Source organism: Mycobacterium shunyiense, from assembly GCF_058270075.1.
Window position 1 is genome coordinate 80,887 of sequence record NZ_JBZDPU010000023.1, and the last position, 26,536, is coordinate 107,422.

Annotated in this window: 33 protein-coding genes and 1 riboswitch; of the genes, 14 read left to right on the forward strand and 19 right to left on the reverse strand. The window is 67.4% G+C overall.

Annotated elements, in window-relative coordinates; genetic code table 11:
* Positions 1-187 precede the first annotated feature (187 nt).
* Complete coding sequence (locus AC4ELH_RS25070) at positions 188-727, forward strand: Rv1363c family protein (protein WP_498887436.1); 540 nt, start codon at positions 188-190, stop codon at positions 725-727.
* A gap of 18 nt (positions 728-745) precedes the next feature.
* The gene (locus AC4ELH_RS25075) at positions 746-1,267 is read left to right on the forward strand and encodes an Rv1363c family protein (RefSeq protein ID WP_498887438.1); all 522 of its coding nucleotides are present in this window, start codon (positions 746-748) and stop codon (positions 1,265-1,267) included.
* A gap of 23 nt (positions 1,268-1,290) precedes the next feature.
* On the opposite strand, the gene AC4ELH_RS25080 is transcribed toward AC4ELH_RS25075, so the two are convergent.
* The gene (locus AC4ELH_RS25080) at positions 1,291-2,172 is read right to left on the reverse strand and encodes a metal-dependent hydrolase (RefSeq protein WP_498887440.1); all 882 of its coding nucleotides are present in this window, start codon (positions 2,170-2,172) and stop codon (positions 1,291-1,293) included.
* Positions 2,173-2,322: 150 nt separating this feature from the next.
* Here AC4ELH_RS25080 and AC4ELH_RS25085 point away from each other — a divergent pair, with 150 nt between their 5' ends.
* Positions 2,323-2,709: a hypothetical protein gene (locus AC4ELH_RS25085; RefSeq protein ID WP_064883878.1), complete on the forward strand. Its 387-nt coding sequence runs from the start codon at positions 2,323-2,325 to the stop codon at positions 2,707-2,709.
* On the opposite strand, the gene AC4ELH_RS25090 is transcribed toward AC4ELH_RS25085, so the two are convergent.
* Both AC4ELH_RS25090 and AC4ELH_RS25095 read right to left on the reverse strand, forming a co-directional pair.
* Positions 2,665-4,827, reverse strand: a complete 2,163-nt coding sequence (locus tag AC4ELH_RS25090) for a heavy metal translocating P-type ATPase (protein WP_498887616.1) — start codon at positions 4,825-4,827, stop codon at positions 2,665-2,667. The two genes, AC4ELH_RS25085 and AC4ELH_RS25090, sit on opposite strands and share 45 nt — an antisense overlap.
* A gap of 44 nt (positions 4,828-4,871) precedes the next feature.
* A complete protein-coding gene (locus AC4ELH_RS25095) occupies positions 4,872-5,156 on the reverse strand; it encodes a DUF1490 family protein (protein ID WP_064883882.1) in 285 nt (94 codons plus the stop codon).
* A 79-nt stretch (positions 5,157-5,235) separates the two neighbouring features.
* On the opposite strand from AC4ELH_RS25095, the gene AC4ELH_RS25100 reads away from it, so the two are divergent.
* Both AC4ELH_RS25100 and AC4ELH_RS25105 read left to right on the forward strand, forming a co-directional pair.
* Entirely contained in the window at positions 5,236-6,243 is a 1,008-nt protein-coding gene (locus AC4ELH_RS25100) for a permease (protein ID WP_498887443.1), read from the forward strand.
* Positions 6,240-6,947 (forward strand): TIGR03943 family putative permease subunit, encoded by a 708-nt coding sequence (locus tag AC4ELH_RS25105; RefSeq protein ID WP_498887445.1) that lies wholly within the window; start codon positions 6,240-6,242, stop codon positions 6,945-6,947. Before AC4ELH_RS25100 ends, AC4ELH_RS25105 begins: the two co-directional genes overlap by 4 nt.
* Here the strand turns inward: AC4ELH_RS25105 and AC4ELH_RS25110 are convergent.
* The 8 genes from AC4ELH_RS25110 to rpmB all read right to left on the reverse strand — a co-directional run bounded on the left by AC4ELH_RS25110 (position 6,938) and on the right by rpmB (position 11,509).
* The gene (locus AC4ELH_RS25110; protein ID WP_064958117.1) at positions 6,938-7,603 is read right to left on the reverse strand and encodes a (2Fe-2S)-binding protein; all 666 of its coding nucleotides are present in this window, start codon (positions 7,601-7,603) and stop codon (positions 6,938-6,940) included. The two genes, AC4ELH_RS25105 and AC4ELH_RS25110, sit on opposite strands and share 10 nt — an antisense overlap.
* On the reverse strand, positions 7,600-8,379 hold the full coding sequence (locus AC4ELH_RS25115) for an ABC transporter ATP-binding protein (protein ID WP_498887447.1): 780 nt from the start codon (positions 8,377-8,379) through the stop codon (positions 7,600-7,602). The genes AC4ELH_RS25110 and AC4ELH_RS25115 overlap by 4 nt, the downstream gene beginning before the upstream one ends.
* A complete protein-coding gene (locus AC4ELH_RS25120; RefSeq protein ID WP_448445459.1) occupies positions 8,376-9,395 on the reverse strand; it encodes a FecCD family ABC transporter permease in 1,020 nt (339 codons plus the stop codon). Before AC4ELH_RS25120 ends, AC4ELH_RS25115 begins: the two co-directional genes overlap by 4 nt.
* Positions 9,392-10,363, reverse strand: a complete 972-nt coding sequence (locus AC4ELH_RS25125) for an ABC transporter substrate-binding protein (RefSeq protein WP_498887450.1) — start codon at positions 10,361-10,363, stop codon at positions 9,392-9,394. Before AC4ELH_RS25125 ends, AC4ELH_RS25120 begins: the two co-directional genes overlap by 4 nt.
* 40 nt (positions 10,364-10,403) lie before the next feature.
* Positions 10,404-10,529: riboswitch (cobalamin riboswitch) on the reverse strand.
* Between the two features lie 11 nt (positions 10,530-10,540).
* Positions 10,541-10,804, reverse strand: coding sequence for a 30S ribosomal protein S18 (rpsR, locus tag AC4ELH_RS25130; RefSeq protein WP_498887452.1), 264 nt, complete (start codon positions 10,802-10,804; stop codon positions 10,541-10,543).
* The gene (gene rpsN, locus AC4ELH_RS25135; protein WP_055117987.1) at positions 10,804-11,109 is read right to left on the reverse strand and encodes a 30S ribosomal protein S14; all 306 of its coding nucleotides are present in this window, start codon (positions 11,107-11,109) and stop codon (positions 10,804-10,806) included. Before rpsN ends, rpsR begins: the two co-directional genes overlap by 1 nt.
* Complete coding sequence (rpmG, locus tag AC4ELH_RS25140) at positions 11,109-11,273, reverse strand: 50S ribosomal protein L33 (RefSeq protein ID WP_036442423.1); 165 nt, start codon at positions 11,271-11,273, stop codon at positions 11,109-11,111. Before rpmG ends, rpsN begins: the two co-directional genes overlap by 1 nt.
* Complete coding sequence (gene rpmB, locus AC4ELH_RS25145; RefSeq protein ID WP_036442426.1) at positions 11,273-11,509, reverse strand: 50S ribosomal protein L28; 237 nt, start codon at positions 11,507-11,509, stop codon at positions 11,273-11,275. The genes rpmG and rpmB overlap by 1 nt, the downstream gene beginning before the upstream one ends.
* A gap of 72 nt (positions 11,510-11,581) precedes the next feature.
* Here rpmB and mrf point away from each other — a divergent pair, with 72 nt between their 5' ends.
* The 4 genes from mrf to AC4ELH_RS25165 are packed head-to-tail and all read left to right on the forward strand — an operon-like array spanning position 11,582 to position 15,183.
* Positions 11,582-12,760 carry a ribosome hibernation factor-recruiting GTPase MRF gene (gene mrf, locus AC4ELH_RS25150; protein WP_448445454.1) on the forward strand — a complete coding sequence of 393 codons (1,179 nt, stop codon included), beginning with the start codon at positions 11,582-11,584 and terminating at the stop codon, positions 12,758-12,760.
* The gene (locus AC4ELH_RS25155) at positions 12,757-13,011 is read left to right on the forward strand and encodes a type B 50S ribosomal protein L31 (protein ID WP_498887456.1); all 255 of its coding nucleotides are present in this window, start codon (positions 12,757-12,759) and stop codon (positions 13,009-13,011) included. The genes mrf and AC4ELH_RS25155 overlap by 4 nt, the downstream gene beginning before the upstream one ends.
* Positions 13,012-13,027: 16 nt before the next feature.
* Entirely contained in the window at positions 13,028-13,951 is a 924-nt protein-coding gene (locus tag AC4ELH_RS25160) for an MBL fold metallo-hydrolase (protein WP_498887458.1), read from the forward strand.
* The gene (locus AC4ELH_RS25165; protein WP_498887618.1) at positions 13,948-15,183 is read left to right on the forward strand and encodes an SLC13 family permease; all 1,236 of its coding nucleotides are present in this window, start codon (positions 13,948-13,950) and stop codon (positions 15,181-15,183) included. The genes AC4ELH_RS25160 and AC4ELH_RS25165 overlap by 4 nt, the downstream gene beginning before the upstream one ends.
* 73 nt (positions 15,184-15,256) lie before the next feature.
* Here AC4ELH_RS25165 and rlmB read toward each other — a convergent pair whose 3' ends face one another.
* Genes rlmB through carD form a run of 5 tightly spaced genes read right to left on the reverse strand, consistent with a single transcriptional unit; the run spans position 15,257 to position 19,303 of the window.
* The gene (gene rlmB, locus AC4ELH_RS25170) at positions 15,257-16,201 is read right to left on the reverse strand and encodes a 23S rRNA (guanosine(2251)-2'-O)-methyltransferase RlmB (RefSeq protein WP_064883901.1); all 945 of its coding nucleotides are present in this window, start codon (positions 16,199-16,201) and stop codon (positions 15,257-15,259) included.
* The gene (cysS, locus tag AC4ELH_RS25175) at positions 16,202-17,638 is read right to left on the reverse strand and encodes a cysteine--tRNA ligase (protein WP_110777409.1); all 1,437 of its coding nucleotides are present in this window, start codon (positions 17,636-17,638) and stop codon (positions 16,202-16,204) included.
* A 19-nt stretch (positions 17,639-17,657) separates the two neighbouring features.
* Positions 17,658-18,134 (reverse strand): 2-C-methyl-D-erythritol 2,4-cyclodiphosphate synthase, encoded by a 477-nt coding sequence (gene ispF, locus AC4ELH_RS25180; RefSeq protein WP_064883903.1) that lies wholly within the window; start codon positions 18,132-18,134, stop codon positions 17,658-17,660.
* The gene (gene ispD, locus AC4ELH_RS25185; RefSeq protein WP_498887461.1) at positions 18,128-18,811 is read right to left on the reverse strand and encodes a 2-C-methyl-D-erythritol 4-phosphate cytidylyltransferase; all 684 of its coding nucleotides are present in this window, start codon (positions 18,809-18,811) and stop codon (positions 18,128-18,130) included. The genes ispF and ispD overlap by 7 nt, the downstream gene beginning before the upstream one ends.
* A gap of 3 nt (positions 18,812-18,814) precedes the next feature.
* Positions 18,815-19,303, reverse strand: a complete 489-nt coding sequence (gene carD, locus AC4ELH_RS25190) for an RNA polymerase-binding transcription factor CarD (protein ID WP_003882506.1) — start codon at positions 19,301-19,303, stop codon at positions 18,815-18,817.
* A 297-nt stretch (positions 19,304-19,600) separates the two neighbouring features.
* On the opposite strand from carD, the gene AC4ELH_RS25195 reads away from it, so the two are divergent.
* From AC4ELH_RS25195 to disA, 3 genes are all read left to right on the forward strand, one after another.
* Positions 19,601-20,191, forward strand: a complete 591-nt coding sequence (locus AC4ELH_RS25195; RefSeq protein WP_064958123.1) for a copper chaperone PCu(A)C domain-containing protein — start codon at positions 19,601-19,603, stop codon at positions 20,189-20,191.
* Between the two features lie 80 nt (positions 20,192-20,271).
* Positions 20,272-21,678, forward strand: coding sequence for a DNA repair protein RadA (gene radA, locus AC4ELH_RS25200; RefSeq protein ID WP_498887464.1), 1,407 nt, complete (start codon positions 20,272-20,274; stop codon positions 21,676-21,678).
* A gap of 60 nt (positions 21,679-21,738) precedes the next feature.
* Positions 21,739-22,818: a DNA integrity scanning diadenylate cyclase DisA gene (gene disA / locus AC4ELH_RS25205; protein WP_498887620.1), complete on the forward strand. Its 1,080-nt coding sequence runs from the start codon at positions 21,739-21,741 to the stop codon at positions 22,816-22,818.
* Between the two features lies 1 nt (position 22,819).
* On the opposite strand, the gene AC4ELH_RS25210 is transcribed toward disA, so the two are convergent.
* Entirely contained in the window at positions 22,820-23,590 is a 771-nt protein-coding gene (locus AC4ELH_RS25210; RefSeq protein WP_498887466.1) for a hypothetical protein, read from the reverse strand.
* A gap of 73 nt (positions 23,591-23,663) precedes the next feature.
* Entirely contained in the window at positions 23,664-24,284 is a 621-nt protein-coding gene (locus AC4ELH_RS25215) for a carbonic anhydrase (RefSeq protein WP_064958125.1), read from the reverse strand.
* Between the two features lie 25 nt (positions 24,285-24,309).
* On the opposite strand from AC4ELH_RS25215, the gene AC4ELH_RS25220 reads away from it, so the two are divergent.
* The gene (locus AC4ELH_RS25220; RefSeq protein ID WP_448445441.1) at positions 24,310-25,182 is read left to right on the forward strand and encodes an HhH-GPD family protein; all 873 of its coding nucleotides are present in this window, start codon (positions 24,310-24,312) and stop codon (positions 25,180-25,182) included.
* A gap of 82 nt (positions 25,183-25,264) precedes the next feature.
* Positions 25,265-25,543, forward strand: coding sequence for a hypothetical protein (locus AC4ELH_RS25225; protein ID WP_498887469.1), 279 nt, complete (start codon positions 25,265-25,267; stop codon positions 25,541-25,543).
* Between the two features lie 4 nt (positions 25,544-25,547).
* Here the strand turns inward: AC4ELH_RS25225 and AC4ELH_RS25230 are convergent, their stop codons facing one another.
* Positions 25,548-26,519, reverse strand: coding sequence for a helix-turn-helix domain-containing protein (locus AC4ELH_RS25230; protein ID WP_064958127.1), 972 nt, complete (start codon positions 26,517-26,519; stop codon positions 25,548-25,550).
* Positions 26,520-26,536: the final 17 nt, after the last annotated feature.

Sequence of the window (26,536 nt, forward strand, 5' to 3'; positions counted from 1 at the left end):
CATCCCAACCCCTCCTCGTAGCCTCGACTGCCGGCCTCTAATGAAAATGGTTATCGTTATCGACATAACGTAGGGTGGGCGCCAGCCCCTGTCAACGCCGATTTCACCGGGGTTGCCGAAATGTGGCGTCCGCCACACGGGTGCGGTAAAAGCCTGCCCGGAACCGAGATTCGACGAGGAACACACCGTGACGGCAACGATCGACGACGACACCATCGCCCCGGTCGGTGACGACGGCCCGGGAACGAGCCGACTCGGCCGACTGTCGGTCGCCGCAGGCGCGGCCGTCCTCGTCGTCGCCACAGCGGCCTCGGCACTGCTGGGCTCCCAGGTGTGGCAGCACCGGAAGGTCGACGCGGCGGGCCACCAGGCACTGGCGGCGGCGACGGCCTATGCCGAAACGCTGACAAGCATCGACAGCAACCGGGTCGACACGAACTTCACCGACATCCTCGACGGCGCCACCGGCGAGTTCAAGGACATGTACACACAGTCGAGCGTTCAGCTGCGACGGCTTCTCATCGACAACAAGGCGACGGCGCATGGGACCGTGGTGGATTCGGCGATCAAGTCCAAGTCCACCGACGAAGTCATCGTCCTACTGATGGTCGACCAGACGGTGACCAACGCAGCCCTGCCCGATGCCCGAATCGACCGCAGCCGGATGAAGCTCACCATGAAGAACATCGATGGACGTTGGCTCGCCGCCAAGGTCGAGCTTCTCTAGACCGGGACAGGAGAGCAAATGACCGAACAGACCGACGTAGACATCGCGCCGGATGCGCGCAGCTCGACACGCCCGGTGCGCAGGGCACTCACCGGCCTGGTCGCCATCGCAATCCTCGGTGGATCCACGTTCGTCGGGTGGCAGTGGAAGCAGCAGCGGGACAACGCCATCGCCGCACACGAGGGCCTGGGAGCAGCGCAGCGATTCGTCGGCGTGCTGACCAACATCGACGGCGCCCGCCTCGACGAGAACTTCAGGTCGGCAGCTGACGGCTCGACCGGTGAATTCAAGGACCAGTACGCGAAGTCCAGCGAACAGCTGCGCAGGTTGCTCACCGAGCACAACGCCGTGGCACACGGCATGGTGCTGGAATCGGCCGTCAAGTCGGCCACGCCCGACACCGTCGAGGTCCTGCTTTTCGTCGACCAATCGGTGAGCAACTCCGCCAGCCCCCAACCGCGACTGGACCGCAGCAGGATCCGGATGACCATGAAGAAGATCGACGGACGTTGGCTCGCAAGCAAAGTGGAACTTCCTTGACGACGCCGCGCCATTGTCCGGCGCTACCGCAGATGATCCAGCAGGGCACCGTCGCCGCCGAAGTAGCGGTCGCGCCAGCGATCGAGTAGCTCACTGTCATCGATGTCGTCGGGATGGAACCCTGCTGTGAAGTACCGCCGAATCTGCGGCAGCACTCCGGAGAACAGCGGTGAGCGCGGTAACGCGGCAAGGCTTTGGAGGGTCCGGGCAGGATGGCGCCAGGCCCAGCTGTCGGAGCCCACGGACAAGAGCAGCACGACGGCTCTGGTGAGGAACAGAAACAGCACGGTGGCCATGGCTGCCCGGCGCATTCGCTCGGTCCCACCGACGTGCCGGTACACGTCGAACGCCACGGCTTTGTGCTCCATCTCCTCGATCGCGTGCCAATTCAGCATGGCCCGAACCTCGGGATCGGTCAGCTGCCGCTGAATCCAGGGCGTATCCAACACCTGAGCGCCCAGCACCGCGGTCAGGTGCTCGACAGCGGCCGTAGCAGCCAACGCGAATCTCACAATGACGCTCGGCAACCGGTCATGCTGCCGCTCAAAACTTTTGACCAGCTTGGCGCCGAGCCGGTCAATACCGCCGGTGGCCCAGTAGCCCATTCTGATCAGTTCCACGTTCAACGCACGATGCTGCAACCCATGCGTCATCTCTTGACCGATGAAACCGGCGACCTGGGCTTTGAGCCACGGGTCGTCGATCTGGTCGCGGTAGCTGCGGACGGAGTGGATGAAGAACTCCTCTCCCGACGGGAAGAATCCAGACAGGAGCGCGACCAGATGACTCAGTGCGATGTCGCCGGCGACGAAATGGCGTCGCGAGGGCGACGTGGCGTCGAAAGCAAATGAGATCCTCCGTGTGGCAACTGGTTTCGGCGCAGAGCCGGAACAGCCATTCCCCATTGCGATCCCTTCGGAAGTGTGCCACCCACCCACGACTTATTGAAAATGATTTTCGACAAGCCGTGGTCCGCACTGTAGCGTGGAATCGTCAAGTTGAAAATGATTTTCAACAACACGGGCCTGACCGGGCCGCCATGGAAAGGTGTCCGCATGTCGTGGCAGGTCTACACCTGCGAACCGTTCACCGTCGCCGTCTGCATGCGCTGCTCGTCGTCCGATCCGCAATCGCCACTGTTCCGCATGTTGCGGAACGTCGTACGAGGCTGCCCACACGGAGTGTTGCTGAGCACCCAATGCCTGCTGGGCACGTTCACCTGCGCCGCCAGAAGTGCCGATCTCAGCCCGGTGCTCGTACTGCAACCCTGTTCGGCAGAACGGGTTCCCAGCGCGGCTGCGATCTGGGTCGGGCCGATCGGCAACGAAGCCGACGCGCGGGATGCGTGCGACTGGATCGCGGCGGGGCGTTGGGACCGCACGAACTTGCCGGAGCGCCTACGAGCTGATCGGCGCCTCGTCCGGGTGAGTGCTCGCAACTGAGCTACCTTGACGCGGCTGCTGGCCGAGCTCATACCGGATCAGCCGGGCACTGTTGGCCACCACGGCCACCGACGATGCGTTGTGCAGGACCGCGGCAAGAACCGGCGACAGCGCGCCACCCGCCCCGATGAGTAGCCCGATTGCATTCACGGCGATCGACATCGCATAGTTCTGCTGGATCACGTCCACCGCCCGACCGCCGAGGGCGCGAACATCGATCAGCCGGCGCAGATCATCACTGGCCAGTGCCACGTCGGCGGTCTCGACCGCCACATCGGTGCCACCGAGGCCCATCGCGATACCGATGTCGGCCGCGGCGAGTGCGGGTGCATCATTGACCCCGTCGCCGATCACCGCCACGGTATGCCCCTCGGCGTGGAGTTCACGCACGACCGCGAGTTTGTCTTCGGGCATCACCTCGGCGCGCCATTCGGTGATACCGAGTTCGTCGGCGACGGCCGCCGCGGCGTCGGGATGGTCGCCGGTCAGCATCACCATACGGCGGATACCGGTCGCCCTCAGCTCCCGCAGAACCTCGGCAGCCTCGGGCCGGATCTCGTCCCGCAATCCGATCAGGCCGACGAGTTTTCCGTCGACAGCCAGCAGCAGCGGGGTCTCGGCACTCCGGCGAAGTTTGCCCACCCATTCCGAAGCCCGCTTGGTCACCCTGACCTTCTCCTGAGCCAGCAGCGACGGACTGCCGAGCAGCAACGTTCGCCCATCGGCCCTGGTCCGCATGCCGAGTCCGACAAGGACCTCGCACTCCTGGTGCGGGGGTATCTCGATGTGGCGTTCCTTCGTAGACCTCAGCACGGCGTCGGCCAACGGATGCCGCGCGTGGATCTCCGAACTCGCCGCATAGGCCAGAACTTGCTCGGGCTCCCAGTCTTTATGGAAGGCAACCACATTGGTGACAATCGGGCGTCCGATGGTCAGCGTGCCCGTCTTGTCGAACACCATCGCATCGACCCGGCCGGCCTCCTCGAGATGTGAGCCACCCTTGATGAGAATGCCGCGCCGGGCCCCGTTACCGATCGCGGCGCTGATCGCCGTCGGTGTCGCCAGACCCACCGCACAGGGGCAGGCCACCAGCAGCATCGTCATCGCGCGACGCACATCCCTGGTGATCACCAGGGTCAGCGCCGACAACACGAAGGAGGCAGGCACAAACCGTCGCGAAAAGTTCTCACCGACAGTCTGAATGGGCGCCCGGTGCTGCTGCGCTTCCTCGACCCGGCTGATGATGCGCCCGATCGTGGTGTGGCGGCCGACTGCTTCGGCAGTGATGACCAACCTCCCGCGGACCACCACCGAACCCGCGTAGACCTGACTCCCGGTGGTCACCGCCACCGGCAGGTGCTCGCCGGTGATCGCCGACTGGTCGACGATGGCCTCGCCTTCGCTCACCACACCGTCGACGGCGATGGCGACCTGCTCGTGGACCACCACCTCGTCACCGACCCGCACCCCGTCGATGGGCACCTCGACCTCGGTGCCGTCGGCCAGCCGCAACCACACCGTGTCCTGTGTGCCCTGCAGCAGATTGGCGATTGCCCGGCGGGTGCGGCGCAGAGTGAGATCCTGCAGATACTCACCGATGTTGAGCAGCCACAGGACGGTCAGCGCTACGACGTTTTCCCGCAGCACCAGACTGGCCACGGTGGCAGCCGAGACGAGAACGTCGGTGCCCGCACTGCGGTTTCCGGCCAGCGTCCGCAACGCGCCCCGCAAGAAGGGGTAACCCGTCACGATCGTCGCTCCGGTTGCAAACATCCGACTCGTCGGCCCGAGCAACGGCGGCCTGGCAAATATGTATCGCCGCACTCCCAGCAGCGCCAAGGCCAACGCGCCCAATGTCATTCGGACGATGTCGCCGTTATGGATGTCAGCCGATCGGGGTGTCCGAACTGGAACCAGATGCCGGGCAACCTCACCCGCCGTCGACATCGCGGTCATGACCGCGCTGCGGTCACAACGCTTCGGCGAGTACCACACCACGACAGAAGCAGTCCGTGGGTAGGCATGAACGGCCCGCACACCTGGCACCTGATCGACGGCATCCTCTATCGCGACGGCGCGAAGCGAGTCACCCCGGAACCAGGGCGCGTGCACGCGCATCCGGCCTGCGGCGTCGGATACGACCTCGAGAGTGGCCACGGCACTCAGTGGTCGTGCGAATGCCCGGCATCGGCGACGGCGGGAGGCGGTACTTCCTCGCCGATCCGTTCGCGCGCCTCCGCCATCACATCGGCGACTTTCAGGCGGGCCGACTCGGCGCCTTCTTCGGCTTTGCGGGCACCGCGCAACGCCCACGCGGTCGTCGTCACCGCCGCTTCCCGAATCGGCGCCTTGGCCACGGCCTTACGTAAGCCGTCGTATGCCGCCACCCCGACCGCGCCGGTGACGACCGTTGTCGCTGCCTTCGCAAGCAAGCCATGCCACACCATCTGCCCAGCCTAGCCCCACCCGATGAAAATGATAGTCATTTGCATCCCGCCCAGCTGGTTCCCACCTGGGGCTGGCATCATGTCCGCCGTGGCCATGACATCGGCAGCCTTGCGCTGGCGACCGACATCCATGCAGGTGCTGGTGTTCGGGATCATCGCGTTGGCCCTGGCAGGCAACGCCATGCGCAGTTTCGTCGACGGCACCCCCGACGTGGCGACTGCGGCCACGGTGTTCTGCGGCGTGTTCGTCCAGGCGTTGCCGTTTCTGGCGCTCGGGGTGGTGATCAGCGGCCTGATCGCGGTCTTCGCGACACCCGACCGGTTGGCCCGGTGGCTTCCGCGACGCACCGGCACGGCAATCCTGGCCGCGGGTATCGGTGGCGCGGCGCTACCTGGGTGCGAATGCGGGTCGGTTCCGGTGGCACGCCGACTTTTCGGAGATGACACGGGCGGCGCGGTGGGCGCGGCGGCGCTGACGTTCATGCTCGCGGCACCGGCCATCAATCCAGTCGTGCTGGTGGCAACCGCCGTCGCGTTTCCCGGTCATCCACAGATGGTTGTCGCCAGGTGCGTGGCCTCGCTGTGTACCGCGCTGATCATGGGAGTCGCATGGGCCCGGTTCGGCCGCCCGGAATGGATCACCCGCAGACTGCCGCGACCTCACCACAGCGACGGCTCGAAGTGGCTGCTGTTCACCGAAGCCGCCCGACACGATTTCCTGTCGGCATGCTCGTACCTGGTTGTCGGGGCGGCCGCCGCAGCGGCCCTGCACGTACTCGTGCCGACCTGGGTGTACGAGCATCTGGCCGGCCAGATGATCCTGGGCGTCATCACCATGGCCCTGCTCGCCGTGGTGCTGGCGTTGTGTTCGGAGGCCGACGCCTTCGTCGCGGCCAGCCTGACCATGCTGCCGCTGCTGCCGCGACTGGTGTTCCTGGTGGTCGGGCCCGCCGTCGATATCAAGCTGTTCGCGATGCAGGCCGGAATGTTCGGCCGGGCCTTCGCGATTCGCTTCACGCCCGTGACGTTCCTGGTCGCCACGCTCGTCGCGACCGGTGTCGGACTGCTGATCGTGGGACCGCAGTGAGCCGGGAAACCGAGAACGCCTTGCTGCTGCTGATCGGCGTCAGCACGGCGATCATCACACTCACCGGCGCCTTCACCCGGTACGTGAAACCGTCGCTGCTTCCCTACCTGGCCGCCACCTCCGTGCTGCTGATCGTGCTGGCCCTGGCATCGATCGTGGCCGATATCCGGCACGGTCGCGACGAGGAACCCGCGCATCACGACCATTCCCACCGACGGGGTACGGCCTGGCTGCTGCTGATCCCGATCGCGCTGCTGGCATTCGTCGTGCCACCGGCGATCCGCCCGCAGGCCGCGTCGGTGTCCGAAGTCTCCACCGATGTGCTGAGGCGCGCTTTCCCTCCCCTTCCCGACGGCCGGGCACCGGAAATCTCGCTGCCCGACGTGCTGACGCGAGTGGCTCAAGACAGTGCAGGCACCCTCGATGGCCGAACCGTGACCGTCTCCGGTTTCACGATGCGTGACGGTGAGCGCGCAGATCTGGCCCGAGTGGTGATCATCTGTTGTGCCGCAGACGCTCAGCTGGCCCGCATCCACCTGTCCGGGCCGGCTGCCGCTCAGTTGGCCGAGTATCCGGAGAACACCTGGATCAAAGTCGAGGGCACGATCCCCGCGGGACAAAGCGATTCGAGCCGAGGCAGTATTCCGACGATGACTGCCCTGAGCGCGGTCCGTACCGAGCCGCCGGCACGGCCCTACGCCTGACCGCGCGGTCTCGTCAGTGCACAGTCCCCGCAGTTGGAACCGCCGGGCACCCGGTAATAGAGGCAGCAGCTGCGGCGGCGGAATGTCAGCCCGGTCAGGTCGCCCGCCCCGACCAATTCTCCCGTGGTCAACAATGATTCGGTGACGTCCCGCACGTCGTCACGTAAATCCGGTCGGGCCCCGGCCAGCTCATGTGCGGCCGCCACCAGAGCGGCAGCGGCATTGCCGTAGAGCAGCCCCGACGCCATCTTGACCTTGAGCCCGGCGGCCAGCGGCTCCAGGTGCTCGGTGATCACCAGCCGGTACAGCTGCTGTGGCAGTGCGCCGTCGACGGGTGTGCCCACGGCCATCGGCAGCCGGAGCTCGGTACTGGTGGAACGACGCTGCAGATCGGTCAGCTCGGGCAGCACTCCGTACTGCAGCGCACCGGCCAGCAGCGGTGACCACAACCGCGATGCGTGGCTGAACTGAACCAGGGAGGCACCGATACGCAGATCCGTCGTGCGGTATCCGGCCGTGGTCTTGGCGACGAGGTCCGCGCAGCCGTCGTCATAGCAGCGTTGCACCGGAACCCAGCCGGCCGGGTCGCCACCGACGGTGATCGCGAAGAACCCTCCGAGCGAGGCGATTTCGCCGAGTTGGGTACCGATGTTCACGATGTCGCCACCACCTTGGGCACAACGCCGACCTGAGGCCTGCCTGCGTCGACAGTGATGCGGGCGGCGACCCCGTACACGTCGGCAAGCAAATCCACGGTGAGGACCTCCACCGGGGTCCCGATCGTCACCACTTCTCCGCCGTCGAGCACACAGATCCGATCGCAATACGCGGCAGCAAGATTCAGGTCGTGCAGTGCGGCGATCACCGTCGCTCCCGTGTCCCGCAGCAGGCGCAGGGCCTCGTGCTGATGACGCAGATCGAGGTGGTTCGTGGGTTCGTCGAGCACGATGACGTCGGTGCGCTGGGCCAGCGCGCGAGCGATGAGCACCCGTTGCTTCTGCCCGCCGGAAAGCCGACCGTAATCGGCGCTGCTCAGGTCCGCGATGTCCAGTGCCGCCATCGCCCCGCCGATGATCTCGCGGTCCTCACGGCTGTCGGCCGCGAAGGACCGCTTGTACGGTGTGCGGCCCATCGCGACCATGTCGTACACGGTGAGTTCGAAATCGCCGGTGGCTTCCTGTAATACCGCCGCCACCCGGCGCGCGGCCTGCTTGCCCGGAAGCTTCCACACGTCGGTGCCGTCGACCAGCACCCGTCCGGCACTCGGCCGCAGAGCCCGGTACAGCGTGCGCAGCAACGTCGTCTTGCCCGCCCCGTTCGGTCCGACCACGGCCAGCACCTCACCTGCGGCCACCGCCAGCGAGACATCGGTGACCACCGGCTTGCCGCGCATCGACACCGACACCGCGTCGAACACCACCTCTACCGTCACACCCCGGCCTTTCGTCGCATCAGCCACAGGAAGAACGGCCCGCCGACCAGTGCGGTCAGGATCCCGACGGGCAGTTCCTCCGGGGTGGCCACGGTCCTGGCCACGATGTCGCACGACACCAGGAATGCCGCCCCCAGCAATGCGGCAGCCGGCAGCGCCTTGCGGTGGTCGGCCCCGACCAGCAGCCGCACCACATGCGGCATGATCAGCCCGACGAATCCGATCGTGCCGCTGACCGCGACCATGGCGCCGACCATCAGCGCCACGACGACGAACATCCCGGCCCGGAACCGGTGGACATCGAGCCCCAGCGAGGCAGCCGCCTCCTCACCGGTGTAGAGCAGGTTCAGCGATCGGGTGAAGGCCAAGAGCACCAATACGCCGAGGAACACCGCCAGCGCGGGCACCCAGACCATGCGCCAGGTGGTCCCGCCCAGGCCGCCGAGCATCCACCGCACCGCCGACTGTGTCTTGTGCGGATCGTCAGAAGTCACGATCATCAGGCTGGCCAGCGCGGACAGCACTTCGGCCACCGCCACGCCGGCCAAAACCAACCGCACGGTCGTCATCCGCCCACCCGAACGAGCCAGGGCGTACACCGCAACGAGTGCGAGGAAGGCCCCGAGGAAGGCCGCCAGTGGCAAGGTCAGCGCCTGCAGCGCGCCCGCACCGAACACGAGCATTGCGACGGCGCCGACCGATGCTCCCGAGGAGACACCCAGCAGCATCGGATCGGCAAGCGGGTTGCGCACCACGGCCTGCAACGCCATCCCGCACGCCGCCAGGCCGGCACCGACCACCGCCCCCAGCACGACGCGCGGCAGCCGGGCGTCGAGCACGATGGATTCCCGGACCGCAGGCCAACTCTGCTCGACGAGGCCCGGATGCACGGAGTGCAACACGATGGCCCACACCTGCCCCGGCGGGATCGAGACCGAACCGACGGCGACCCCGGCGGTCATCGTCGTCAGCAGCAGCCCCGCCAACCCGGCGAGGACCAGCCGGTAGGGAATCACGCAAACCGGTCCGGGTGCAGCTGTCGCGCCAGCGACTCCACCGCCCGGCCCACCCGCACGCCGACGACCACCGATGACAGCGGAAGCACGGCGAACCTCTGCTGCTCGACAGCCGGAACATGCTGCAGCAGAGGATGCTCGGTGAGGAATCGCTTCTTGTCCTCGACCGGCCGATCACCGTAGTCGTAGATCACGATGACCTCGGGTGCGCGCTCGGCGAACTGCTCGAACGACACGTCAGCCCAAACCTTGGGCACATCGGCGAACACGTTGGCTCCGCCGGCCTCTTCGATCATCAGGTTGCCGATGCCTTTGCCGCCCGAGGTGAACACCGTCGCCTCGCCACTGTCATAGACAGCGACGCGTATCGGCTGGGTCCCGCGTAGTTTCGCCTCGGACTGCGCCAACTCGCCGTGGAGCTTCTCGAGCTGCTGCTCGGCGCGGTCGGGGACACCGAAAATGTCTCCGATAGTCCGGATTTCGTCGTCCACGGCCGACATCGTCACGGGCTCGTCCCGGCAATCCTCGATGTTGAGGTAGGTGTGGACCCCGGCATCGGTCAGCCGCTGCCGACCGCGGCCCTCCTTCTCGTCGAACGCGCTGTCCCAGCCGCCGTAGACGAAATCGGGTTCGGTGGCCAGCAACGACTCGTAGGACGGGTACTCCTTGGCCAGTACCGGAATACTGTCGTAGGCGGCCTGGTACTCGGGCAGGATCCGATCGTCGAGATAGGACGTGCCGGCCATGGAATTCTCCAGGCCCAGCGCCAACAGCACCTCGATCGCGTGCTGGTTGAGCGCGACTGCGCGAGTAGGCGGACGCTCATAGGTCGAGCTGACGCCGCAATTGTCCACGGTCACCGGGAATCCCGGTGGGGCGCCGCCTGCGGTGTCGGGCGCCGCGGTCGAGGCGCACCCCGATACCAGTAGCACCGATGCCAGTCCGGCGGTCAGCCAACGAGCAGCCATGGGCGTACCCATCCTCTCCGGGGAGATCCGCCCCAGTGCGTGCGAGGTGGCGACTGCGGTGTGTATCTGGCTCTCGACGACCAGCAAGAACTGGTCGATCGATCACAGTGGCGGGACCGCGCCGGATTCACACCGGCTTCCACGATCCGCAGTCGCCCTATCGCCGTCGATGGTAGGTCAGGCCGGCCCGACGACTGGCAGCAGCGCCATCTCCCTGGCGTTCTTGATCGCCGTGGCGACCTGGCGCTGTTGCTGCGGGGTGAGCCCGGTGATGCGCCGGGACCGGATCTTGCCCCGCTCGCTGATGAACGTGCGCAGCAGGTGGACGTCCTTGTAGTCGACCTCGGTCACCCCGAGGGCCTTCAGCTGATTGCGCCTCGGCTTCTTGAGATCGGTGGCCGGGGGTCGCTTCTTGTTGTGCTTCCGGGAATTCGCCGCCATCACCAACTCGACTTCCGTACGCCGGGCAGTTCACCGCGGTGCGCCAGTTCGCGCACCCGGACCCGCGACAGGCCGAACTTGCGCAGATGCCCACGTGGTCGCCCGTCGACCGCGTCCCGGTTGCGCAATCGGACCGGGCTGGAATCGCGCGGCAACCGTTGCAGCGCCGACACCGCCGCGGCCTTCTGCTCACGCGTGCTCTCCGGATTGCGGATGGCCTCTTTGAGCTCGGCCCGCCGTTCGGCGTAGCGCTCCACGAGCTTCCGGCGCTGCTCGTTCTTGACGATCTTGGATCGCTTGGCCATCAGCGCTCCTCACGGAATTCGACGTGGCGGCGGATGACCGGGTCGTACTTGCGCAGCACGATCCGGTCCGGGTCGTTGCGGCGGTTCTTGCGGGTGACGTAGGTGTACCCGGTCCCCGCGGTCGACTTCAGCTTCACGATCGGCCGAATATCGGTGCTGGCCATCAGATCTTCTCCCCTGCGCTACGCAACCGGGCCACCACGGCCTCGATGCCGTCGCGGTCGATCACCTTGATTCCCTTGGCGCTGACGCGAAGTCGGATCCTGCGCCCTTCGGTCGGCAGGTAGTACGTCTTGGTCTGGATATTGGGGTTCCAGCGGCGGCGACTGCGCTTGTGCGAGTGCGACACCGTGTTGCCGAACCCGGGCGAGCGCCCGGTGACTTGGCAGTGGGCAGACATCGGTCTCCTTCGGATGGGGTAGCCTCACGATAATGATAATCGTTTTCAACAACAACTGTGTCGGGAGGTACGGTGCGAACCCCTGTGGTGCTGATCGCCGGTCAAGGTGACAGCGACGGCGTAGCAGAAGAACTGGGCCGCAGGCCGGGAACCGTGCTCGTGCGCCACACCTTTGACGGCCATGTGGTGCTGCGGACCGTGTCCGACGGCAGCGGCACATCCGAACTCGCCCTCGAGCTCGCCCACGGTTGCGTGTCCTGCACAGTCCGCGACGACCTGCTGATCCTGTTACGGCGCCTGCACCGGCGTGGCGACGTGGAGCGCATCGTCGTGCAGTTGATGCCCTGGCTGGAGGCCGAGCCCGTGTGCTGGGCCATCAACACCATCCGGGTCCACGTCGGGCCCGGCTACATCGACGGACCCGCCTCTCGCGACGTCACCATCGGCGCGGTGATCGCGTGCCTGGACGCCACGGTGTGGCTGCAGCAGTCCATCGGCGACGAGGAACTGCCCGACGGACGCACCGTCGCCCAGGTGGTCGTCGGCCAGGCCGAGTTCGCCGACATGCTGGTGCTCGACGAGCCCGAGGCCACCACCCTGTCGGTGCTCCGCCGGCTCGCGCCCCGCGCCCGCATCACCGTGGGCCCCGACCAGGTGGAGCTCGGCCTGGCTCATCTGGAGCCGAACAGCCCCCGCGGGCGCACCCCGACACCGCACGATCCGCTTCTGGCCGGTGAACCACCGCTGGAACCCGACGACGAGGTCATCATCGTCGAATTCGCCGCCCGCCGACCGTTTCACCCGATGCGCCTGCACGACGCTGTCGACCTCCTGCTCGAGGGCGTGGTGCGCACCCGCGGCCGGGCTTGGCTCGCCAATCGGCCGGCCGACGTCATGTGGATCGAATCCGCAGGCGGTGGAATGCACTTCAGCAACGCCGGAAAATGGCTCGCGGCAATGGATTCCACCGAGCTGGCCTACACCGACCCGGAACGCCTGGCGATGGCCGCCATCGACTGGCACCACCAGTTCGGTGACCGCCACATTTCGCTGACCGTCCTGGCCTGCGGCGCGCGGCCCGGCGACGTCATCGAGGCGCTGCACGGTGCGCTGCTCACCGACGACGAGTTGGCGCGACCCGAGGAATGGGCCGATTACCCCGACCCGTTCGGGGACTGGCACGAAGAACCCTGTCAGCCCGGAATCGACGAACCCGCAGCATCCGTCCACACAGAAGGGGAATCCCAATGAAGGCCGACATCCACCCCGACTACCACCCCGTGGTGTTCCAGGACGCCGCCACCGGCAGCCAGTTCCTGACCCGGTCGACGGCCACCAGTGAACGCACGATCGAGTGGCCCACCCCGGGCGGCGTCCGGACCTACCCGCTGATCGTCGTCGACGTCACCAGCGATTCGCACCCGTTCTGGACCGGCTCGGCCCGGCACATCGACTCGGCCGGGCAGGTGGAGAAGTTCCGGCGGCGTTACGGACACGTCTAGCCCATAGGGTGGGGCCATGCGGCTGAAGCCCGGCAGGCCCCACCTGGCCCCCTATGCACGGTATTTCGACGCACCGTCGGCCACCCCGCAATCCCCGGTCACCGTCACCTGGGCGGGGGTCAGCACGCTCCTCGTGGACGACGGCACGTCGGCAGTACTGACCGACGGCTTCTTCTCGCGGCCCACACTGCCGCGCGTGGTCCTGCGCAAGCTGGCGCCGTCACTGCCCCGCATCGACGGCAGCCTAGCCCGCCTCGGCGTCGACAGGCTCGAAGCGGTGCTGCCGGTACACAGCCACTTCGACCACGCCATGGACTCGGCCGTCGTCGCCGAGCGGACCGGAGCCAGGTTGGTGGGCGGCAGCTCCACCGCCCAGGTCGGCGTCGGGGGCGGCCTGGACCCCGATCGGATCGTGACCGTCACGCCGGGCGAAGCCGTCACCCTCGGCTCGTATGACGTGACGCTCTTCGAGTCCGAACACTGCCCACCGGACCGATTCCCCGGCATCATCACCGAACCGGTCGTCCCGCCGGTCAAGGTCGCGGCCTACAAGTGCGGAGAAGCCTGGTCCACCCTGGTGCACCATCGGCCCAGCGACCGCCGGCTGCTGATCGTCGGCAGCGCGGGGGCGGTGCCTGGCGCCCTGGCGGGGCAACGCGCCGAGGTGGTCTACCTCGGGATCGGCCAGCTGGGGCTGCAGTCCGAACAGTATTTCGAGACCTACTGGGCCGAAACCGTGCGCGCGGTCGGGGCGCGGCGGGTGGTGCTGATCCACTGGGACGATTTCTTCCGCCCGCTGCACGAGCCGCTGCGCGCGCTGCCGTACGCGGGCGACGACCTCGATGTGTCGGTGCGGGTGCTGACCCGGCTCGCCGAACAGGACGGAGTGCGCCTGCACCTACCCACGGTGTGGGACCGCTCCGATCCCTGGCTCAGTTGATCCTCGCGCTCATCGCCCTGGCGGTTGTGCTGGCGTTCGCGCTGGCACGGCCGGAAGGATGGCCCGAGGCCGTCGTGGCGATCCCGGCTGCGGGGCTGCTGATCGCGTTCGGGGTGATCTCGGGGCCCGACGCCCTGGCCGAGGCGAATCGCCTGCTGCCCGTGGTCGGATTCCTCGCAGCCGTACTGGTGCTGGCGCACCTGTGTGACGACGAGGGCCTGTTCCACGCCGCGGGCACGTTGATGGCCCGGGCCAGCCGGGGTGATTCCCGGCGGCTGCTGACCCGGGTGTTCCTGATCGGGGCGACGACGACGGCGGTGCTGAGCCTGGATGCGACCGTGGTGCTGTTGACACCGGTGGTCCTGGCCACCGCCCGCACGCTCGCGATACCGCCCCGGCCGCACGCATATGCCAGTGCGCACCTGGCCAACTCCGCGTCGCTGCTGTTTCCGGTGTCGAATCTGACCAACCTGTTGGCCTTCGCCGTGGCTGGACTGTCCTTCACCGAGTTCAGTGCGGTGATGGCGCTGCCCTGGCTGGCTGCTGTCGCCGTCGAGTTCGTCGTGCTCCGTGTGCTTTTCCGCCACGAACTGAGCCGTCCGGCAGCCGAGGTGACTCCCCCGCCGCCCGAGATTCCGGTGTTCGTGCTCGTGGTGCTGGGTTTGACGCTGGCGGGCTTCGTCGTCACGTCGATCTTCGATGTGTCCCCGGCCTGGGCGGCGCTGGCCGGGGCGGTGGTGCTCGGCGTGCGCAGTCTTGCCCAGCGTCGCAGCACCATCGGCGGGATCGTGCGCGCCGTCAATGTGCCGTTCCTGGCATTCGTGCTGTGCCTGGGTGTCGTGGTCGACGCAGTCGTGCACAACGGACTGGGCGAGTGGATGCGTGGGGTGCTTCCCGTCGGCGACTCGTTACCCGCGCTGTTGGGCCTTGCGGCAGTGGCGGCCGTGCTGGCCAATCTGGTCAACAATCTGCCCGCGGTGCTGGTACTGATTCCACTGGTGGCCGGCGCCGGTCCGGGCGCCGTGTTGGCCGTGCTGATCGGGGTCAACATCGGCCCCAACCTGACCTACGTCGGATCGCTGTCAAACCTGTTGTGGCGCAATGTGGTTCATCGCGAACGACTGCCGGCTCGGTTCACCGAGTTCAGCCGGGTCGGGCTGGCCACGGTGCCGCTCACCCTGATCGCCAGTGTGTGCGCGCTGTGGATCAGCCTGCGGGTCCTCGGGGGTTAGTCCGGCGTTGACTCTGCGGTCAGGGCTGACCACACTCGCACTTCTGCGCCGTAGCCGCAGAATGAACGTCAAATCAGAGGCTTCGGCGCTGACGGGCGATCTCGGCCAGCACCACACCGGCCGCCACCGACGCGTTCAGCGACTCCGTGGGCCCCGCCATCGGGATCGACACCACCGCATCGCAGTTCTCGCGGACCAGCCGGGACAGACCCTTGCCCTCCGAGCCGACCACCACGACCATCGGCCCGGTGCCCTCGAGTTCGTCCAGCGTGGTGTCGCCGCCGGCATCGAGGCCCACGACCTGAAGACCGGCGTCGGCGTAACTCTTCAGTGTGCGAGTCAGATTCGTCGCCCGCGCCACCGGAGTACGGGCCGCGGCCCCGGCACTGGTGCGCCACGCCACCGCGGTCACCGAAGCCGACCGCCGCTGCGGGATCACCACGCCTTGTCCACCGAACGCCGCCACCGAACGCACGATGGCGCCCAGGTTGCGGGGATCGGAAATGTTGTCCAGTGCCACCATCAGCGCGGGCTCCCCGGAGTCCCGGGCCGCCTTCAGCAGATCGTCGGGGTGGGCGTAGTTGTACGGCGGCACCTGCAGGGCCAGGCCCTGGTGCAGTCCGTTGGAGCTCATCCGGTCCAGATCGTGGCGCTGCACCTCGAGGATCGAGATACCGCGGTCCGCGGCGATCTGCACCGATTCGGTGAGACGCTCGTCGGCCTCGGTGCCCAACGCCACGTACAGCGCGGTGGCCGGGACCTTGGCCCGCAGGCACTCCACCACCGGGTTGCGGCCGAGCACCAACTCGGTGTCGTCGGTCTTCTTGTGCCGCCCCTGTGCCTGACGCGCCGCCTTGGCGGCCTTCTTGGCAGCCGGATGGTGCGGGCGCTGATCGGCCCGCGGCGTGGCGCCACGGCCTTCGAGCCCGCGGCGACGCACGCCGCCGGACCCGACGGTCGGCCCCTTCTTGGTGCCCGGCTTGCGCACTGCGCCGCGCCGCTGCGAATTCCCGGCCATCTACGCTCCGTTCCCGTCCACCAGTGCCCACTGTGGACCATCGGCAGTGTCGGTGACCTCGATACCTGCCGCCTTGAGTCGATCCCGGATGGCGTCGGCCGCGGCCCAGTCCCGATTGGCCCTGGCCTCGGCCCGACCGGCCAGCGCCCACTGCACCAGCTCGTCCACCGCAGCCAGCGCCGCCGACGTCTCGTCGCGGGATTCCCAACGCTCGTCGAGCGGATCGCAGCCGAGAATCCCCATCATCGCGCGGATCGAGGTGGCCTGCGCCATCGCGCCGTCGTGATCACCGGCATCCAGCGCGCGGTTGCCCTCGGCCCGCGCGGCATGCACCTCGGCCAGTGCGATCGGCACCGCGAGGTCGTCGTTCAGTGCGGCCGCGAACTTCGGCGTCCAGTCGCCGACGGCCACCGCGCCGACCCGGTTGCGCACCCGGTGCAGGAAGTCCTCGATGCCGCTGTAGGCCTTCACCGCGTCCTGCAGCGCGTTCTCGGAGAACTCCAGCATGGACCGATAATGGGCGCTACCCAGGTAGTAGCGCAGCTCGGCAGCCCGAACCCGTTGCAGCACAGCAGGAATCGAAAGCACGTTGCCCAGCGACTTGCTCATCTTCTCGCCGCCCATGGTGACCCAGCCGTTGTGCAGCCAGTACCGGGCGAAGCCGTCACCCGCGGCCCGAGCCTGGGCGATCTCGTTCTCGTGGTGCGGGAAGATCAGGTCCATGCCGCCGGCATGGATGTCGAATTCCTCGCCCAGGTAGGCCTCGCACATCGCGACGCACTCGGTGTGCCAGCCGGGACGTCCCCGGCCCCAGGGCGTCGGCCACGACGGCTCGCCCGGCTTGGCGCCCTTCCACAGCGTGAAGTCGCGCTGATCGCGTTTGCCCGTGGCCACACCCTCACCCTGGTGCACATCGTCGATCCGGTGACCGGACAGCGCACCGTAGTCGGACTGGCTCTGGACGTCGAAGTACACGTCGCCGCCCTGGGCGTACGCGTGCCCCTTCTCGATCAGCCGGTCGATGAGCTCGACCATCTGGGTGATGTGGCCGGTGGCCCGCGGCTCAGCCGACGGCGGAAGCACACCCAGCGCGTCATACGCGGCGCTGAACGCCCGCTCGTAGGTCGCGGCCCACTCCCACCACGGCCGGCCGGCATCGGCCGCCTTGTTGAGGATCTTGTCGTCGATGTCGGTGACGTTGCGGATGAACGCAACGTCGTATCCATTGGCGGTCAGCCAGCGGCGCAGCACATCGAACGCAACTCCGCTACGGACATGACCGATGTGCGGTAAGCCCTGAACGGTGGCACCGCACAGGTAGATCGAAGCGTGCCCCGGCCGCAGCGGTACGAAATCCCGTACGGCACCCGCCATGGTGTCGTACAGCCGCAGGCCGGTCTCTGTTGCCGACCCGACAGCTTGAGCGCGATCGGTCACGACGTGCCAGCTTACCGGCCTATTCCGCCGGAACCACCAAAGCGCTGGCTATCGCGGCCAAACCTTCACCCCGACCGGTCAGACCGAGCCCGTCGGTCGTGGTCGCCGAGACCGACACCGGAGCCCCGATCAGACCGGAGAGCAGCTCCTGGGCCTCCTCACGGCGCGGCCCGATCTTGGGCCGGTTGCCGATGACCTGCACCGTGGCGTTGCCGACCGTGAAGCCCGCTTCCTGCACCAGCCCGCGCACGTGGCGCAGCATGGCGGCGCCGGTGACTCCGCGCCATTCCGGCCGGTCGGTTCCGAAGACCCCTCCGAGGTCGCCGAGGCCCGCCGCACTGAGCAGCGCGTCACACAACGCGTGCGCGGCGACGTCGCCGTCGGAATGGCCGGCGCAGCCGTCGGCGCCTTCGAATTCCAGGCACAGCAGCCAGCACGGCCGGCCCGGCTCGATCGGGTGAACGTCGGTTCCCAGCCCGACTCTGGGGATCAACATGCCCCACGCGCCATGACGGCCTCGGCGAGCAGCAGATCCAGCGGAGTCGTGATCTTGAAGGCCATCGGATCGCCCTCGACAATCTGCACGGGTGTACCGATCTGCTCGACGAGCGAGGCGTCATCGGTGACCACACCGGCACCGGCACGTTGATAGGCCCGGCGCAACACATCGGCGCGGAAGCCCTGCGGGGTCTGCACGGCCCGCAGACCGGCCCGCTCGGGCGTACCCAGCACCGTGCCGTTGGCGTCGACGGCCTTGATGGTGTCGGCCAACGGAAGACCGGGAACGACGGCGGCGTGGCCGTCGGCCAGTGCCGCGACGATCCGGGCGACGAGCGAAGGGGGAGTCAACGCCCGGGCGGCGTCGTGCACGAGGACGAAATCCGGTTCGCCTGCGGCTGCTACCGCATCTAAGGCCAGTCCCACCGATTCGGTGCGATCGGCTCCCCCGGCCACGATGTGCGCACGCCCCCCGAAAACCAAGGTGGCCTCATCCGTGAGCGCGGGCGGAACCGCGACCACGACCTTGTCGATCACCCCTGAGGCCAACAGCCCATCGAGGGCGTGCTCCAACAGGGGTCTGTCCCCCAGTTTGACGAACGCTTTGGGTCTGCCCGCGCCTAGCCGCTCACCTGAGCCGGCGGCCGGGACGACCGCGACAGTTGTTGCCACCACGCGTCAGGACGCGGCGGCCAGAACCTCGTCGAGGATGGTCTCCGCCTTGGCGTCATCCGTGTTCTCGGCCAGCGCGAGCTCACCGACCAGAATCTGCCGGGCCTTGGCCAGCATTCGCTTCTCACCCGCGGAAAGACCGCGTTCCTGATCGCGACGCCACAGATCCCGGACAACCTCGGCAACCTTGTTCACGTCACCGGAGGCCAGCTTCTCGAGATTGGCCTTGTAGCGGCGCGACCAGTTGGTCGGCTCTTCGGTGTGCGGAGCCCGCAACACCTGGAAAACCTTGTCGAGACCTTCCTGGCCCACGACGTCGCGGACACCGACATACTCAGCGTTGTCTGCGGGTACTCGAACGGTCAGATCCCCTTGGGAAACCTTCAGGACGAGATATTCCTTCTGCTCGCCTTTGATAGTCCGGGTTTCGATCGCCTCGATCAACGCAGCACCGTGGTGTGGATAGACGACGGTGTCTCCGACCTTAAAAATCATCTGATTCGAGCCCCTTTCGCTAGTCCATCCTAACACGGGCCCAGATCACACGCGCACCAACTATGCAGGTCAGGGGCCATGCAGGTGAAGAACAGGGGTTGACATGGTGACGAAAGCGTGCAACCACCTGGCCTGCCGAGCACCTGAAACGGCTGCCCGCGCAAAGGCGTTGCGCGCCCGGGACGGCCGTGGCCGGACCCCGTTCCGGGGCGTCTGCCAAGCCCTCGCATTCCGCCCGCCGATGCCACCTACTACTGTGCATAGTCGAAGTACGCCGACCCAGCTCAGGAGGCTTGAGTGAACCGCTTCGCAATGCGTGCCTCGGCCGGTCTGGCCGCATGTGGCCTGACCGCAGCCGTTCTCACCGGGTGCAGCGCCGGCCAGGTCTCCCAGACGGCCACCCAGGAGCCCGCCGTCAACGGCGTCAACGCACAGTCCGGCGCGATCGCGCTGCGCAACGTGCACCTGCGCGCGCCGCAGCAGAAGGACTACGTCGAGGCCGGCTCGGAGGCCGAGCTGCTGTTCGTCGCAGCCAACGGATCTAACGAGCAGGCCAACAAGCTCGTCTCGATCAAGTCCCCCGTCGGCGACGTGGCACTGACCGGGGATCAGACCATCCCGGCAGGCGGCGTCCTGGTGGTGGGCGAGCCCGACGGCCAGACCAAGCCGCTGGAGAAGACCGAGGCCGCCGACGCCGTCACCGCCAAGGTCACGCTGACCAAGCCGGTCACCAACGGTCTGCTCTACGACTTCACCTTCAAGTTCGAGAACGGCGAGACCACTGTCGCCGTGCCGATCTCGGCGGGCGAAGCACCGCGGCGCAACACGGCCGGCGAAGAGCCGAGCGAAGCCGCCGCCGGCGGCGCCGAAGCCGGCGGGCATCACTGACCTGACACACCGCTGACCGCGGGCCCCCGATCGGCGCGTGCCTAACCGCTGATGTCGGGGGTTGCCGTTACTGTCACGGCGTGGCCGCTTCGAAAATACGTTCGCAATACCGCTGCTCGGAATGTCAGCACGCCACGCCCAAATGGGTGGGGCGCTGCGCTAATTGCGGCACGTGGGGAACGGTCGACGAAGTAGCGACACTCGCGTCGGTGGGCAGCTCTGTCCGCCGTTCGGTGGCACCGACGTCGCCCGCGGTTCCGATCACGTCGATCGACCCCGGTATCACCCGGCATTACGCGACCGGAGTCACCGAACTGGACCGGGTTCTCGGCGGCGGCCTGGTGGCCGGTTCGGTCACGTTGCTGGCCGGGGAACCCGGTGTCGGCAAGTCCACACTCCTCCTCGAGGTGGCCAACCGCTGGGCCCACACCGGCCGCCGCGCCCTCTACCTGTCCGGCGAGGAATCCGCGGGCCAGATCCGGCTGCGCGCCGAACGCACCGGCTGCACCCACGACAACGTCTATCTCGCAGGCGAATCCGACCTCCAGATCGCGCTCGGCCACATCGATGAGGTCAAGCCCAGCCTGGTGATCGTCGATTCGGTGCAGACCATGTCCACCACCGAAGCCGACGGCGTGACCGGTGGGGTGACCCAGGTGCGAGCGGTGACCACAGCGCTGACCGGCTACGCCAAAACCGCGGTCGGAGACCCGGCGGTGGCCATGATCCTGGTCGGGCACGTGACCAAGGACGGCGCCATCGCAGGCCCGCGTTCCCTTGAGCATCTGGTCGACGTGGTACTGCATTTCGAAGGTGATCACACGTCGAACCTGCGCATGGTTCGTGGGGTCAAGAACCGGTTCGGCGCCGCCGACGAGGTCGGCTGTTTTCAGATGCACGACAACGGAATCGAGTGTGTCAGCGATCCGTCCGGGCTGTTCCTCGACCAACGCCCGGCGGCAGTTCCCGGCACCGCCGTCACCGTCACCCTGGACGGCAAGCGCCCGATGATCGGTGAGGTGCAGGCGCTGGCCGTACAACCGGTGGGCCCGCCGCGGCGCGCGGTCAGCGGTATCGACTCCGCCCGCGCCGCGATGATCAGCGCGGTGCTCCAGACCCGCTGCGCGCTGCCGATCGGCGGCCACGACCTGTACGTGTCCACCGTCGGCGGCATGCGGCTGACCGATCCGTCCTCGGACCTGGCCGTGGCATTGGCCATCACCTCGGCCTATCTCGACATCGCACTGCCGATGAATGCGGTGGTGATCGGCGAGGTCGGACTCGTCGGCGATCTGCGCCGGGTCACCGGCATGGACCGCAGACTGGCCGAGGCCGCCCGGCTGGGTTTCACGATTGCCGTCGTCCCGCCCGGGGTCACCAGCGCACCCGCTGGACTGCGCGTCATCACCGTCGACCACATCGGGGCAGCCCTGCGGGCACTCAGGGAGATCGCAATTGCCAGCAATCAGGAACATCGCGGACAATAGCGGCCGACCCTAGGAGAATTGATGGCCGTGAACTCCGGTGCTCGCACCAGCCGCACCGTCGTGCATCTGGCGCGGCCGACGCTACGGGAAACCCTCGGCCGGCTGGCGCCCGGAACGCCGCTGCGCGACGGGCTGGAACGCATCCTGCGCGGCAAGACGGGCGCGCTGATCGTGCTCGGCTACGACGACAGCGTGGAGGCCATCTGCGACGGCGGGTTCGCCCTGGACGTGCGCTACGCACCTACCCGCCTGCGCGAGTTGTCCAAGATGGACGGCGCGGTGGTGCTGTCTAGCGACGGGGGCCGCATCGTGCGGGCCAACGTGCAGCTGGTGCCGGACCCGTCGATCCCCACCGACGAATCCGGTACCCGGCACCGCTCGGCCGAGCGCACCGCGATCCAGACCGGATATCCGGTGATCTCGGTGAGCCATTCGATGAGCATCGTGACGGTGTATGTCGCCGGCGAGCGCCATGTGGTGCCCGACTCCGCGACGATCCTGTCGCGGGCCAACCAGACCATCAACACACTGGAGCGCTACAAGGGTCGGCTCGACGAGGTCAGCAAGCAGCTGTCCACCGCCGAGATCGAGGACTTCGTGACACTGCGTGACGTCATGACCGTGGTGCAGCGGCTGGAGATGGTGCGCCGGATCAGCCTGGAGATCGACGCCGACGTCGTCGAACTCGGCACCGACGGGCGCCAGCTCAAACTGCAGCTCGACGAACTCGTCGGCGACAACGAGGCCGCACGCGAGCTGATCGTGCGGGACTACCACGCTCTGCCGGACCCGCCGACGGCCGCGCAAGTGGGCGCGACCCTCGATGAGCTCGACGCGCTGACCGACAGTGAGCTGCTCGACTTCACTACGCTGGCAAGGGTTTTCGGGTACCCGTCGACCTCTGAGGCACAGGACTCGGCGATGAGCTCGCGCGGCTACCGCGCGATGGCCGGCATCCCGCGACTGCAGTTCGCCCACGTCGATCTGCTCGTCCGCTCGTTCGGCTCACTGCAAGGACTGCTGGCAGCCAGTGCCGACGACCTTCAGTCGGTGGACGGCATCGGGTCGATGTGGGCGCGGCACATCCGCGAGGGTCTGTCGCTGCTGGCCGAGTCGACGATCGCCGACCGGCTGGCCTGAGTCAGTTACCCGGTGCGGCCGGGTCAGCCGGCGGTACGCCCTCGGCGGGCGGCCCGGGCAGCTGCGGATTGGGTTGGGCCAGGATGAACGGCACCGGAGCCGATCTGAGATTGCCCAGCTGCACCATCAGGTTGTAGGTGCCCGGTCCGATCGGCTGACGCGGCATCGGGCACTGCGGCGCCGATCCCATACCCGTCCAGGTGACCTCGGTGGTCACCTGCTCCCCCGGGTTGAACGTCTTCACCAGCGTCTCGTTGGACGGAGCGCAGTCCAGGTTGGACCAGAGCCGGTTGTTGTCCAGCGCGTACACGTAGGCGGCCAGCACCGCGGCACCGACGTCACGCTTGCAGGCCACCAGGCCGATGTTGGTGACGACCATGGTGAACTTCGGCTGCTCGCCCACGACGTACTGGGGCTGGCTCGTGATGCCCTTGACCGCCAGTGTGGAATCCGGGCAGTCGTCGCCCTCCTTGAGCAAGGGTGGCGGCGTGACGGCGGCCGTTGGTGTGACGGTCGGCGGCGGCGCATGCTGAGCCGGAGGCACCACCGGGGTCTTGACCTCGGGATTCTCGCCCGGCAGCGGCGTGGGCGGAGCAGCGGCGGCAGTGGGTTCGTCGGCAGACTTGGTCTCGGCTCCGGAGCTGCTGGTCACGATCACCGCGACGATCGCGGCGATGATCCCCACGACGACTACCGCGATTCCGATGGCCAGCGCCCGGCGCCGCCAGTAAATCTGCGAGGGCAGTGGCCCATGAGGTTCGAGATCCAACACGGCTTTCACGGTAAGCCCAGGTCATACCCAGTTGCCCGAGGCGCCCCGGCGTGTCGGGGCGCCAGCGAAATTCTCAGGCTTCGCCGATGTTGCCCAGATGGCTGCGCAGTTCCACGTGTCCGTCGGACAGGTGGTACGTCGCGCCGACAATGGCCTGGGTGCCCGCGGCGAGACCGTTGGAGATCGCGGCCGACCGCATCTGCAGCTGGTTGACCGTCTCCTTGACGTGGAAGGCCTCGAACTCGTCGACGCGGGTCAGACCGGAATGGCGGCCCATCAGGATCGACGGGGTCACGCGCTCGACGATGTCGCGCACGTAACCGCCGGGCACCTGCCCCTCGTCGAGGGCGTTGATGGCAGCCTTCACCGCGCCGCAGCTGTCGTGCCCAAGGACCACGATCAGCGGCACGTTCAGGATCGACACCGCGTATTCGATCGAACCCAGCACCGCGTTGTCCAGCACGTGGCCCGCGGTACGCACCACGAACATGTCGCCCAGGCCCTGGTCGAACAGCAGCTCAGCGGCGACGCGGCTGTCACCACAGCCGAACACGACGGCAGTCGGCTTCTGCCCGTGAGCCAGGCTGGCCCGGCGCGCGATGTCCTGGCTGGGATGCTGCGGTTCGCCGGCGACGAAGCGGGCGTTACCGTCCTTGAGTGCTTTCCATGCGGACACAGGGTTCGAGTTGGGCATATCAGTCATTCTGCATGAGCCGCCGATGAGCATCGACCCGGGCGAATTAGTAGGTTGGTATGAATCCGCCCAGCGTGACCTTCCCTGGCGCCGGCCGGGTGTCACCGCCTGGCAGATCTTGGTCAGTGAATTCATGCTGCAGCAGACGCCGGTGTCGCGGGTAGAGCCCATCTGGCTGGCCTGGATCGAACGGTGGCCCACGCCGTCGGCCACCGCAGCCGCCGGGTCGGCCGAGGTGCTGCGCGCCTGGGGCAAGCTGGGTTATCCGCGGCGGGCCAAGCGTCTGCACGAGTGTGCGGTGGTGATCGCGGGCGAATACGACGACGAGGTACCCAGCGACGTCGAGACGCTGCTGACCCTGCCCGGCGTCGGCGCCTATACGGCCCGCGCCGTCGCCTGCTTCGCGTATTCGGCCGGCGTCCCGGTGGTCGACACCAATGTGCGCCGGGTGGTCACCCGGGTGCTCCACGGTCAGGCGGACGCACCCGCTCGAGCCCGCGACCTGGACGACGTGGCCGCACTGCTGCCGCCCGACGAGACAGCGCCGGTCTTCTCGGCCGCCCTGATGGAATTGGGCGCGGTGGTGTGCACCGCACGCGCGCCGCAATGCGGCGGCTGTCCGTTGAGCCGATGTCGTTGGCGCGCTGCGGGTTACCCGGCCGGAACAGTCACCAAGCGCGTGCAGCGTTACGCCGGAACCGACCGCCAGGTGCGCGGCAAGCTGCTGGATGTCTTGCGCGCCAGCAGTTCTCCGGTGACCCGGGCTCAACTCGACGTGGCCTGGCTCACCGACACCGCCCAACGAGACCGCGCACTGGACTCATTGCTGGTGGACGGTCTGGTGGAGCAGACCGACGACGGGCTCTTCGCTCTCGCCGGCGAAGGTGGAAATACATGAGGTCAGCATGAATACCTGCCGCAGCACACCATTGGGGCTTCGCTTCACATAGAACGGATCTATGTCAAGCAAAATCTCAGCGATGTTTGCGTGTACGGCCATGGGCCTCGCCCTCGGCCTGGCGGCACCGGCCACCGCCGCACCGTCGGGCACGGGTTCGGCTTCCGACACCGTGCGCGATCTGGAGAGCCGGGGCTATCACGTGCAGGTGAACTCCAACGCCAACACGGGCCTGTCGAACTGCCGGGTCACCGGGGTGCACGGACTGGCCGACTCCAACATCGACGACAACGGATACCGGATCGACCCGTCCCAGCACACGACCGTCTACGTCAACGTGTCGTGCCAGCCCGACGGCTGATACCTCACGCCGTGACGGCGTCTTCGTCTGCACTGCAGGAGAATTGGCGTCGATAGTCGGACGGTGTCACCCCGATCACCCGACGGAAGTGATGGCGCAGCAACGTCGCGGTGCCGAACCCGGCCTGCCCGGCGATCCTGTCGATATCCAGATCGGACTCTTCGAGCAGCCGCCGCGCGTACAGCACCCGCTGATCGGTGATCCACTGCATCGGCGTGGTGCCGGTCTCCTCGACGAACCTGCGGGCGAAGGTGCGGGTGGACATCGCGGACCGTCTGGCCAGCGTCGTCACGGTATGCGGCTTGTCCAGATTACCCATGATCCAATCCAGGTGCGGTGCAAAGCTTTCCGAACACCTCACCGGAATCGGCTGATCGATGAACTGGCGCTGCCCGCCATCGCGCTGCGGCGGCACGACCATGCGCCGGGCGATCTTGTTGGTCACCTCACTACCGAGCTCGCGGCGAACAAGATGCAGACAGGCATCGATACCCGCTGCGGTCCCCGCGCTGGTGATCAGATTGCCGTCGTCGACGAACAGCACGTTGCGATCCACCCGCGCGGTCGGATACCTGCGCGCCAGCTCATCGGCGTGCATCCAGTGCGTGGTGCACGGCCTGCCGTCCAGCAGGCCCGCGGCGCCGGCCAGGAAAGCACCCGAGCACACGGTCAGGATGATCGATCCCGCGTCGGCCGCGGCACGCACGGCCTCCAGCGCCTCGGGCAGGTAATCCGAGCCGCCGATCGCGGGGATCGCAACCAGGTCGGCACCTTGAAGTGCCTCCAGGCCGTATTCCGGCGTCAGCGTGGCGCCGACGGATGTCCGTAGCGGCTTGCCCGCCTCGGGCCCGCACACCTTGAAGTCGAAGTTCGGCACCCCGTCGCCGGACCGATCGATCCCGAAGACCTCGCAGATGACCCCGAACTCGAATACCGCCAGGCCGTCGAGCACCAGCGTGGAGACGCTTCTCAGCATGGCAGCATTTTATCGTA